The 11359-nt window shown below is 60.9% G+C and carries 7 protein-coding genes, 2 rRNA genes and 1 pseudogene; 3 read left to right on the top strand and 7 right to left on the bottom strand.

Going from position 1 to position 11359, the window contains the following annotated elements:
• Positions 1-38: 38 nt before the first annotated feature.
• Positions 39-2131: pseudogene (gene uvrB / locus KY49_RS10710) on the bottom strand (excinuclease ABC subunit UvrB).
• A gap of 246 nt (positions 2132-2377) precedes the next feature.
• On the opposite strand from uvrB, the gene KY49_RS10715 reads away from it, so the two are divergent.
• Entirely contained in the window at positions 2378-3577 is a 1200-nt protein-coding gene (locus tag KY49_RS10715) for an amino acid aminotransferase (protein WP_042584476.1), read from the top strand.
• Between the two features lie 84 nt (positions 3578-3661).
• On the opposite strand, the gene KY49_RS10720 is transcribed toward KY49_RS10715, so the two are convergent.
• Positions 3662-4450: a 3-hydroxybutyrate dehydrogenase gene (locus KY49_RS10720; protein ID WP_042584477.1), complete on the bottom strand. Its 789-nt coding sequence runs from the start codon at positions 4448-4450 to the stop codon at positions 3662-3664.
• A gap of 154 nt (positions 4451-4604) precedes the next feature.
• Between KY49_RS10720 and KY49_RS10725 the strand changes: the two genes are divergently transcribed.
• Both KY49_RS10725 and KY49_RS10730 read left to right on the top strand, forming a co-directional pair.
• Positions 4605-5576 carry a potassium channel beta subunit family protein gene (locus tag KY49_RS10725; RefSeq protein WP_042584478.1) on the top strand — a complete coding sequence of 324 codons (972 nt, stop codon included), beginning with the start codon at positions 4605-4607 and terminating at the stop codon, positions 5574-5576.
• A 141-nt stretch (positions 5577-5717) separates the two neighbouring features.
• On the top strand, positions 5718-6563 hold the full coding sequence (locus tag KY49_RS10730) for a 23S rRNA (adenine(2030)-N(6))-methyltransferase RlmJ (protein WP_042584479.1): 846 nt from the start codon (positions 5718-5720) through the stop codon (positions 6561-6563).
• Positions 6564-6579: 16 nt separating this feature from the next.
• Here the strand turns inward: KY49_RS10730 and KY49_RS10735 are convergent, their stop codons facing one another.
• The 5 genes from KY49_RS10735 to KY49_RS10750 all read right to left on the bottom strand — a co-directional run bounded on the left by KY49_RS10735 (position 6580) and on the right by KY49_RS10750 (position 11150).
• Complete coding sequence (locus KY49_RS10735) at positions 6580-6960, bottom strand: hypothetical protein (protein ID WP_042584679.1); 381 nt, start codon at positions 6958-6960, stop codon at positions 6580-6582.
• Positions 6961-7073: 113 nt separating this feature from the next.
• Positions 7074-7220, bottom strand: coding sequence for a DUF3563 family protein (locus tag KY49_RS35360; RefSeq protein WP_010090032.1), 147 nt, complete (start codon positions 7218-7220; stop codon positions 7074-7076).
• Between the two features lie 216 nt (positions 7221-7436).
• Entirely contained in the window at positions 7437-7841 is a 405-nt protein-coding gene (gene cueR, locus KY49_RS10740; protein WP_042584480.1) for a Cu(I)-responsive transcriptional regulator, read from the bottom strand.
• Positions 7842-8044: 203 nt separating this feature from the next.
• Positions 8045-8157, bottom strand: a 5S ribosomal RNA gene (rrf, locus tag KY49_RS10745).
• Positions 8158-8274: 117 nt separating this feature from the next.
• Positions 8275-11150: ribosomal RNA gene (locus KY49_RS10750) — 23S ribosomal RNA — on the bottom strand.
• Between the last annotated feature and the right edge of the window lie 209 nt (positions 11151-11359).

The raw sequence follows: 11359 nt of genomic DNA on the forward strand, positions 1-11359 counted from the left end.
GCAGGTTACCGGCCGTCTTTGGCAACAGTTGGAGAGATTTACCGGACGCCGCTCACGTGGTCGCCGACGTTCGCGCCGAACACGCGCTCGCGCAGCAGCGCAAGCTGATCGCGCGTGGCAGCCGCCTTTTCGAACTCGAGGTTCTTCGCGTAATCGGCCATCTGCTTCTCGAGGCGCTTGATTTCCTTCGCGATCTGCTTCTCGGACATGTCCTCGAACTTCGCGCGCTGCTGCGCTTCCTTGAGTTCCGCGCGCGCGCGTCGTCGGCGTTGTAGACGCCGTCGATGATGTCCTTGATGCGCTTCACGACACCGCGTGGCGTGATGCCCATCTGCTCGTTGTACGCGATCTGCTTCGCACGGCGCCGCTCGGTTTCGCCGATCGCGCGCTTCATCGATTCGGTCATCGTGTCCGCGTAGAGGATCGCCTTGCCGTTCACGTTGCGCGCCGCGCGGCCGATCGTCTGGATCAGCGAGCGCTCGGCGCGCAGGAAGCCCTCCTTGTCCGCGTCGAGGATCGCGACGAGCGACACTTCCGGAATGTCGAGCCCTTCGCGCAGCAGGTTGATCCCGACCAGCACGTCGAACGTGCCGAGCCGCAGGTCGCGGATGATTTCGACGCGCTCGACCGTATCGATGTCGCTGTGCAGGTAGCGCACCTTGACGCCGTGATCGGCGAGGAATTCGGTGAGCTGCTCGGCCATCCGCTTCGTCAGCACGGTGATCAGCACGCGCTCCTCGGCCTTCACGCGCGCGTTGATCTCGGTCAGCACGTCGTCGACCTGCGAGCTCGCCGGCCGCACCTCGATCTCCGGATCGACGAGCCCGGTCGGCCGCACGACCTGCTCCGCGATCTGCCCGGTCACGCGCTTCTCGTAGTCGGCCGGCGTCGCCGACACGAAGACCACCTGGCGCATCTTGCGCTCGAATTCGTGGAACTTGAGCGGCCGGTTGTCGAGCGCCGACGGCAGCCGGAACCCGTAGTTGACGAGGTTCTCCTTGCGCGCGCGGTCGCCGTTGTACATGCCGTTCAGCTGGCCGATCAGCACGTGCGACTCGTCGAGCAGCATCAGCGCGTCGGGCGGCAGGTAGTCGACGAGCGTCGGCGGCGGCTCGCCCGGCGCGGCGCCGGAAAAGTGCCGCGAGTAGTTCTCGATGCCCTTGCAGAAACCGAGCTCCTGCAGCATCTCGAGGTCGAACCGGGTGCGCTGCTCGAGGCGCTGCGCCTCGACGAGCTTGTTGTCGGCGTGGAAGAACTCGAGGCGTTCGCGCAGCTCGTCCTTGATCGTCTCGACCGCGCGCATCACCGTATCGCGCGGCGTCACGTAGTGCGACGACGGATACACGGTGAAGCGCGGAATCTTCTGCCGCACGCGGCCCGTCAGCGGGTCGAACAGCTGCAGCGTCTCGACCTCGTCGTCGAACAGCTCGACGCGCACGGCCATCTCCGCGTGCTCGGCCGGGAAGATGTCGATCGTATCGCCGCGCACGCGGAACGTGCCGCGCTGGAAATCCTGCTCGTTGCGCGTGTACTGCATCGCGATCAGCCGGGCGATCACTTCGCGCTGGCCGAGCTTGTCGCCCGTGCGCAGCGTCAGGATCATCTGGTGGTATTCGGACGGGTTGCCGATACCGTAGATCGCCGACACCGTCGCGACGATCACCACGTCGCGACGCTCCATCAGGCTCTTCGTCGCCGACAGCCGCATCTGCTCGATGTGCTCGTTGATCGACGAGTCCTTCTCGATGAACAGGTCGCGCTGCGGCACGTACGCTTCCGGCTGGTAGTAGTCGTAGTACGACACGAAGTACTCGACCGCATTGCGCGGGAAGAACTCGCGGAACTCCGCGTAGAGCTGCGCGGCGAGCGTCTTGTTCGGCGCGAACACGATCGCCGGGCGGCCGAGCCGCGCGATCGTGTTCGCCATCGTGTAGGTCTTGCCGGAACCGGTCACGCCAAGCAGCGTCTGGAACGAGAGGCCGTCCTCGATGCCTTCGACGAGCGTCGCGATCGCGGTCGGCTGGTCGCCGGCAGGCGGATACGGTTGATACAGCTGGAACGGCGACCCTTCGAAGGTCACGAATTTCGATTCGTCGAGCGCGTCGCCGACGTCGGCATGATGTTCGGACATGGAATGCGGCCGGAACCAGGACAAAAGAGCATTCTAGCGCTTCGCGGACGCGCGGACTGCTGCCGGCTCCTGACGCGCGCGGACGGCCGCCGATTGCCGATCGGCGCGTCACGATGCGAAAAAGTGGCCGCGAATTCGCTACAATGTCGAACTGCTGCGCTTTCGGCGTCGTGCCTGTCCGCGCGCGGCCTGCCGCGCCCCCGCCCGATGAAAGCCTGACCCTCTTTTCACTACTGCCGAACCATCATGTCGCTCTTCTCCGCTGTCCAGCTTGCTCCCCGCGACCCGATCCTGGGCCTGAACGAAGCCTTCAACGCCGATACCCGCTCGACCAAGGTCAATCTCGGCGTCGGCGTGTACACGAACGAGGAAGGCAAGATTCCGCTGCTGCGCGCGGTCCGTGAAGCGGAGAAGGCGCGCGTCGACGCCGGCCTGCCGCGCGGCTACCTGCCGATCGACGGCATCGCCGCGTACGACGCCGCCGTGCAGAAGCTGCTGCTCGGCAACGATTCGCCGCTGATCGCCGCAGGTCGCGTGGTCACGGCGCAGGCGCTGGGCGGCACGGGCGCGCTGAAGATCGGCGCCGATTTCCTGCGCACGCTGAACCCGAACGCGAAGGTCGCAATCAGCGATCCGAGCTGGGAAAACCACCGCGCACTGTTCGAAGCGGCCGGCTTCGAAGTCGTCGCGTACCCGTACTACGACGCGAAGACCAACGGCGTGAACTTCGAAGGCATGCTGTCGGCGCTCAACGACTATGAGCCGGGCACGATCGTCGTGCTGCACGCGTGCTGCCACAACCCAACCGGCGTGGACCTGAACGACGCGCAATGGCAGCAGGTCGTCGACGTCGTCAAGGCGCGCAACCTCGTGCCGTTCCTCGATATCGCATACCAGGGCTTCGGCGACAGCATCGACGCCGATGCGGCCGCCGTGCGACTGTTCGCCGCAGCCGACCTGAACGCATTCGTGTCGTCGTCGTTCTCGAAGTCGTTCTCGCTGTATGGCGAGCGTGTCGGCGCGCTGTCGATCATCACGTCGAGCAAGGACGAAGGCGCGCGCGTGCTGTCGCAGCTCAAGCGCGTGATCCGCACGAACTACTCGAACCCGCCGACGCACGGTGGCGCGGTGGTCGCCGCGGTGCTCGCGTCGCCGGAACTGCACGCATCGTGGGTGCAGGAACTCGGCGAAATGCGCGACCGCATCCGCGCGATGCGCAATGGCCTCGTCGAGCGCCTGAAGGCGAGCGGCGTCGACCGCGACTTCAGCTTCATCAATGCGCAACGCGGGATGTTCTCGTACTCGGGCCTGACGTCGGCACAAGTCGACCGTCTGCGCGACGAGTTCGGCATCTACGCGGTCGGCACGGGCCGGATCTGCGTCGCCGCGCTGAACACGCGCAACCTCGACGTCGTCGCCAACGCGGTCGCGGCCGTCCTGAAGTAATTCGCCGGCACGCAGACGGCATCTTTCGGTGCCGTCCCGCCGACGTGAAAAACGCGCTCCACGGAGCGCGTTTTCTTTTGCGGCTTACTGCATGAACCAGCCGTGGCTGACGACGACGGACTGGCCGGTCAGCGCGGCGCTCGGGAACGCCGACAGGAACAGCACCGTCTGCGCGACGTCCTGCACCGTCGTGAACACGCCGTCCACCGTGTTGCCGAGCATCACCTTCTTCACCACTTCGTCCTCGCTGATCCCGAGCTCCTTCGCCTGCTCCGGAATCTGCTTGTCGACGAGCGGCGTGCGCACGAAGCCCGGGCACACGACGTGCGAGCGCACGTTGTGCTTCGCGCCCTCCTTCGCCAGCACGCGCGCGAGCCCCAGCAGCCCGTGCTTCGCGGTCACGTACGCGGACTTCAGCGGCGACGCCTCGTGCGAGTGCACCGAGCCCATGTAGATCACGACGCCGCCGCGATCGTCCTTGTACATGTGCTTGAGCGCCGCCTTGGTGGTCAGGAACGCGCCGTCGACGTGGATCGCCTGCATCTTCTTCCAGTCGGCGAACGAATAGTTCTCGATCGGGTTGACGATCTGGATACCCGCATTCGACACGAGGATGTCGATCGAGCCGAACGTTTCGGCCACCTTGTCGATGCCGCTGTTGACGGCGTCCTCGTTGGTCACGTCCATCGCGACGCCGATCGCCTTGCCGCCCGCCTGCTTGATTTCCTCGGCCACGGCGTTCGCGCCGTCCTGGTTCAGGTCGGCGATCGCCACCGCCGCGCCCGCCTTCGCCAGCTCCAGCGCGATTTCCTTGCCGATGCCGCTTGCGGCGCCCGTCACCACCGCCACCTTGCCGCTCAAATCCGCTGCCATGCACGTCTCCTTCGATCTTGGGTCAATAAAGCGCCGGTCCGCCGCGCGGGTGCGCGATCGTCGGCGGGCAAGCCGCTATTGTGCATGATCCGCTTCCGCCATTCGCGCCCAAAGCGTCTAAGCTTAAGGTCGGTCCTGCACGCAGGAGGCACGCATGAACTATCGACGACTCGGCCGCGCCGGGCTGCGGATCAGCGAGCTTTCGCTCGGCTCATGGGTCACGTACGGCAACCAGGTGGACCAGCGCGCGGCGCGCGAGTGCCTTGCGGCGGCACGCGATGCCGGCGTCAATTTCTTCGACAATGCCGAGGTCTATGCCGGCGGCGCATCCGAGGAAATCATGGGACATGCGCTCAAGTCGCTCGGCTGGCCGCGCGTCAGCTACGTCGTATCGACGAAGTTCTTCTGGGGGCTCGCAGAGGCGCCGAACCAGTACCACACGCTGAACCGGAAATATCTGCTGAACGCGATCGACGGGTCGCTGCAACGGCTGCAGCTCGACTACGTCGACCTTGTCTACTGCCACCGTCCGGACCCGCAGACGCCGATCGAGGAAACCGTCTGGGCGATGAGCGACATGATCGCGCGCGGCAAGGCGCTGTACTGGGGCACGTCCGAATGGAGCGCGGACGAGATCCGCGCGGCGTGCGAGATCGCCGAACGGCATCACCTGCGCAAGCCGGTCGTCGAGCAGCCGCAATACAACCTGTTCCATCGGACGCGGGTCGAGCAGGAATATGCACGCCTCTACGACGATTACGGCCTCGGCCTCACGACCTGGAGCCCGCTGGCGTCGGGCCTCCTGACCGGCAAGTATCGACACGGAGTGCCGCCCGGCAGCCGCGCGCAAGTGCAAGGCTACGACTGGCTGCGCGAGAGGCTGATCGACCCGGCCCGCAACGATATCGTCGAAAGGCTTGGCAGTGTCGCCGCGGAGCTCGGCTGCAGCGTCGGCCAGCTGGCGATCGCATGGGTGCTCGCCAACCCGCACGTGAGCTCGGTCATCACCGGCGCGTCGCGGATCGAGCAGATCGCGGACAACATGCACGCGCTCGACGTCGTGGCAAAGCTGACGCCGGACGTCCTGCAGCGCATCGAGGATCTGGTCGGCAACGCGTACGAATAAAGGGCGATCGTCGGCCATTCGCGTACAATACGCGGCCGCATCGACGCCCGCCTCGCCGGCCGCACCTTGCTGGCCACACCTTGCCGGCCGCACCCGATCAACAGGTTTTCATCGATTCACTTCCGTTCCAGGCAGCCCGCCATGCTCAGTTATCGTCACGGTTTTCACGCAGGCAATCACGCAGACGTGCTCAAGCACGCCGTCGTCGTCCAGTTGCTGCGCTATCTCAACAAGAAAGACAAATCGTACTGGTATGTCGATACGCACGCGGGCGCGGGCGTGTATTCGCTCCGCGAAGGCTATGCGGCCAAGACCTCGGAATTCGACACCGGCATCGGTCGCCTGTGGAATGACAAGAATCTGCCGCCGGTGCTGGCCGAGTACCTCGACGAAGTACGGGCACTGAACGACGACGGCGAATTGCGCTACTACCCCGGCTCGCCGTATCTCGCCTGGCGGCTGATGCGCGAACAGGACCGGATGCGGCTGTTCGAGATGCACAGCACCGAAATCGACGTGCTGCGCCACAATTTTCGTGACGCCGGCCGGCGCGCGATGATCTTTTCGGGCGACGGATTCGAGGGCATCAAGGCGTTGCTGCCGCCGGCGCCGCGCCGCGCGCTCGTGCTGATCGATCCGTCCTACGAGGACAAGAAGGATTACGTGCGCACGCTGGCATGCGTCACGGAATGCCTGAAGCGATTCGCGACAGGATGCTATGCGATCTGGTATCCACAGGTCGCCCGCGCGGAATCCCAGCGTTTTGCCGAACAGCTGAAACGGCTGCAGCCGGACAACTGGCTGCACCTGACGCTGACGGTGTCGAATCCGCCGGCGGACGGGCTGGGCCTGTATGGCAGCGGGATGTTCATCCTAAATCCGCCTTTTACCCTCGCCGCGAATATGAGGGAAACGCTGCCCTACCTGGTCGAAGCGCTGGGGCAAGATGGCGGCGCCCGGTGCGAGATCGAGCACCGGGGCAACTGAGCGACGCGCCGACCGGCTACGGCTGGCGCGGCTGGGGTTGCGGCAACGGAAGTGGCTGACCGGCCGGCGGCGCACTCCATCCCGGGACGTTGATGTACGGTGCGACGAACACCGGAATCGACGAATTCGGCGCTTGCTCGGCTGGCGTCCGCATTCTCGCGGGCTCGACGATCGGTTCGCGCGACAACGGCGCGGTCTGCAAGATGAGTCCGCCCTTTCCGTCCTGGATCCCGCGTTGCGTGTCGAGAATCAGCGGCTGCGAGGCCGTCGCGGCAAAACCGGCCAGTGCGTGAATGAACAATGCGCCGGCCAGACCAACGCGCGCAAGTGATACTCCGTACCCGTCAGCGATACGCAAGCGCATGATTTTGCCCTTCAGGTTGTAAAACAGGCCCATACCATAACGCCATGCGGCCGGCTTCACCAGATACATCGCACAAAAAAACAAAGCCCCGTCGATACGGGGCTTGCTTTATGTACGGCGCCATCGGCGCCTGATGGCGACTCCGATTACAGCGAGTAGCCATTCGTTTCCAGCGAGCGGATACGATGCTCGAGCTGGACGATGTCCGACGACGTCGCGAGATAGGCCTCACGGCGCTCGCGCTCTGCGGATTCGAACCAGGTGCTCAGCTTTTCAACGATGTAGGCAATCATGATGTTCTCCAAGGAAGGGGGAACCCTGGCGAATCAGACTTCAGGGGTTTCCCGTATAGGGTTATCCCTGATTATAGCGATGCCGCACCAAGATGCTAGTGAAATGGTTGCATGGCAGTCATTCCAAATTGGAATGATTCGCAGGGGATGCGACGCAACCCATTGATTTCAATGAAATTGCAACATCTCCCCTGTTCGCCCCCTTGAGGCCATGCACTATTCTGGTTCGGAAACGGGGGCAGCAAGGCGCGCCAAAATCGGGCATTCCGGCCGATCGTCGCCACTGCAGTGCGCGGCCAGGTCGACCAGCGTATTGCGCATGTCGGTCAATTCCGCGATGCGCTCGTCGAGTTCGGCGACGTGTCCAAGCGCAATCGACTTCACCTCTGCACTGGCGCGGGACCGGTCTTGCCAGAGCGCCAGCAATTTGCGGATATCTTCGACGAGAAAGCCGAGGTGTCTGGCCTGACGGATGAAACGCAGGACATGGATTTCGTCTGCGCCGTAGATCCGATAACCGGAGTCGCTCCGCTTGGCCGGCATGAGAAGACCGACCTGCTCGTAATAGCGGATCATTTTTGTGCTGACCCCGGATGCGCGCGAGGCGTCGCCGATGTTCATTCCACACCCTCTCGTCGAGTACGCGTTTCGATTCGCGAAGCACCGCCCTGTGTGTTCCCGGCGGCATCCTGATCGTATCAAATCATGCCGGTTCGTTCCGGGCAGGGGCCGCTCCATGGACGTTAGAGGGGGCACCGTGCCATTTCCGCCGCTGGAAATGCAAAAACCCCCGCCGGTTGGGCGGGGGTTTCTGGCTTGAGGGAGCCTGACGATTACCTACTTTCACACGGGAATCCGCACTATCATCGGCGTAGAGTCGTTTCACGGTCCTGTTCGGGATGGGAAGGGGTGGGACCGACTCGCTATGGTCATCAGGCAAAGAGGGTTGTTCTGCTGGCTTGGCCAGCAGAACCAATCTGGGAAGAAGCAGTAATCCTGGGTTGTGCGTATCGCACATCGCGGTCATTCAACCGCTCTAAAACAGCCTTGTTATAGGATCAAGCCTTACGGGCAATTAGTATCGGTTAGCTGAACGCATTACTGCGCTTACACACCCGACCTATCAACGTCCTGGTCTCGAACGACCCTTCAAGGGGATCAAGTCCCCAGGGATATCTCATCTTAAGGCGAGTTTCCCGCTTAGATGCTTTCAGCGGTTATCTCTTCCGAACATAGCTACCCGGCGATGCGACTGGCGTCACAACCGGTACACCAGAGGTTCGTCCACTCCGGTCCTCTCGTACTAGGAGCAGCCCCCTTCAAATATCCAACGCCCACGGCAGATAGGGACCAAACTGTCTCACGACGTTTTAAACCCAGCTCACGTACCTCTTTAAATGGCGAACAGCCATACCCTTGGGACCGGCTACAGCCCCAGGATGAGATGAGCCGACATCGAGGTGCCAAACACCGCCGTCGATATGAACTCTTGGGCGGTATCAGCCTGTTATCCCCAGAGTACCTTTTATCCGTTGAGCGATGGCCCTTCCATACAGAACCACCGGATCACTATGACCTGCTTTCGCACCTGCTCGACTTGTCGGTCTCGCAGTTAAGCACGCTTATGCCATTGCACTATCAGCACGATTTCCGACCGTACCTAGCGTACCTTCGTACTCCTCCGTTACGCTTTGGGAGGAGACCGCCCCAGTCAAACTGCCTACCATGCACTGTCCCCGACCCGGATCACGGGCCAAGGTTAGAACCTCAAACAAACCAGGGTGGTATTTCAAGGACGGCTCCACCGAAACTGGCGTTCCGGTTTCATAGCCTCCCACCTATCCTACACAGATCGGTTCAAAGTCCAATGCAAAGCTACAGTAAAGGTTCATGGGGTCTTTCCGTCTAGCCGCGGGTAGATTGCATCATCACAAACACTTCAACTTCGCTGAGTCTCGGGAGGAGACAGTGTGGCCATCGTTACGCCATTCGTGCAGGTCGGAACTTACCCGACAAGGAATTTCGCTACCTTAGGACCGTTATAGTTACGGCCGCCGTTTACCGGGACTTCAATCAAGAGCTTGCACCCCATCATTTAATCTTCCGGCACCGGGCAGGCGTCACACCCTATACGTCCACTTTCGTGTTTGCAGAGTGCTGTGTTTTTATTAAACAGTCGCAGCCACCAGTTTATTGCAACCCCTTCACCCTCCTGGCGCAGGCCAGTCAAGCTACAAGGGCGTACCTTATCCCGAAGTTACGGTACCAATTTGCCGAGTTCCTTCTCCCGAGTTCTCTCAAGCGCCTTAGAATACTCATCTCGCCCACCTGTGTCGGTTTGCGGTACGGTCATCGTTAGACTGAAGCTTAGAGGCTTTTCTTGGAACCACTTCCAATTGCTTCGCTCCCGAGGGAGCTCGCGCCACACCCTTGAATCCTGCGCCCGGATTTGCCTAAGCGCCTTCTCCAATGCAGCGACCGGGACTTCCAACACCCGGACAACCTTCCGCGATCCGTCCCCCCATCGCATCTAACGACGGTGCAGGAATATTGACCTGCTTCCCATCAGCTACGCATTTCTGCCTCGCCTTAGGGGCCGACTCACCCTACGCCGATGAACGTTGCGTAGGAAACCTTGGGCTTACGGCGAGGGGGCCTTTCACCCCCTTTATCGCTACTCATGTCAGCATTCGCACTTCCGATACCTCCAGCACCCTTTACAAGGCACCTTCGCAGGCTTACGGAACGCTCTCCTACCATGCGAGACTAGCTCGCATCCGCAGCTTCGGTATATGGCTTAGCCCCGTTACATCTTCCGCGCAGGACGACTCGATCAGTGAGCTATTACGCTTTCTTTAAAGGGTGGCTGCTTCTAAGCCAACCTCCTGACTGTTTTAGCCTTCCCACTTCGTTTCCCACTTAGCCATATTTGGGGACCTTAGCTGGCGGTCTGGGTTGTTTCCCTCTTGACACCGGACGTTAGCACCCGATGTCTGTCTCCCGTGATTGCACTCTTCGGTATTCGGAGTTTGCTATGGCGGGGTAATCTGCAATAGACCCCCCAACCATGACAGTGCTCTACCCCCGAAGGTGAGACACGAGGCACTACCTAAATAGTTTTCGGAGAGAACCAGCTATTTCCAGGTTTGTTTAGCCTTTCACCCCTATCCACAGCTCATCCCCTAACTTTTCAACGTTAGTGGGTTCGGACCTCCAGTACGTGTTACCGCACCTTCATCCTGGCCATGGATAGATCACCTGGTTTCGGGTCTACGCCCAGCAACTGAACGCCCTATTCGGACTCGCTTTCGCTACGCCTGCCCTATACGGTTAAGCTTGCTACTGAACGTAAGTCGCTGACCCATTATACAAAAGGTACGCCGTCACCCCTTACGAGGCTCCGACTGTTTGTATGCATGCGGTTTCAGGATCTATTTCACTCCCTCCCGGGTTCTTTCGCCTTTCCCTCACGGTACTGGTTCACTATCGGGTCGATCACGAGTATTTAGCCTTGGAGGATGGTCCCCCCATCTTCAGACAGGATTTCACGTGTCCCGCCTACTTGTCGCACACCTAGTTCTTTCATACTGTTTTCGCCTACAGGGCTATCACCTGCTATGCCGCACTTTCCAGAGCGTTCGGCTAACAATACAAATAAAGAGTGCAAGGCTCATCCCATTTCGCTCGCCACTACTTTGGGAATCTCGGTTGATTTCTTTTCCTGCGGTTACTTAGATGTTTCAGTTCACCGCGTTCGCTTCACATGGCCTATGTATTCAGGCCATGGATACTCCATAAGGAGTGGGTTTCCCCATTCGGACATCTACGGATCAAGCTCGTTGCCAGCTCCTCCGTAGCTTTTCGCAGGCTACCGCGTCCTTCATCGCTGTGGATCGCCAAGGATCCACACATGCACTTGTTCGCTTGACCCTATAACGAGTCTGTCTCGTTACAGGTGTGAGTTCTCGCGTTGTGCCGTATTCCAATTGAGCCGAACATGAAGTTCGAACTCATCTTGAGATACATCGATACAATCCAACCCGGATAGTTTCCACGTCCATCTCAAAGACGCTTCCGCTATCCAAATTACTGCTTCTTCCAGATTGTTAAAGAACGACAGCCGATATGGTGTTACTCAT

The sequence above is a fragment of the Burkholderia sp. MSHR3999 genome, from assembly GCF_000833595.1.
Lineage (GTDB): Bacteria > Pseudomonadota > Gammaproteobacteria > Burkholderiales > Burkholderiaceae > Burkholderia > Burkholderia ubonensis.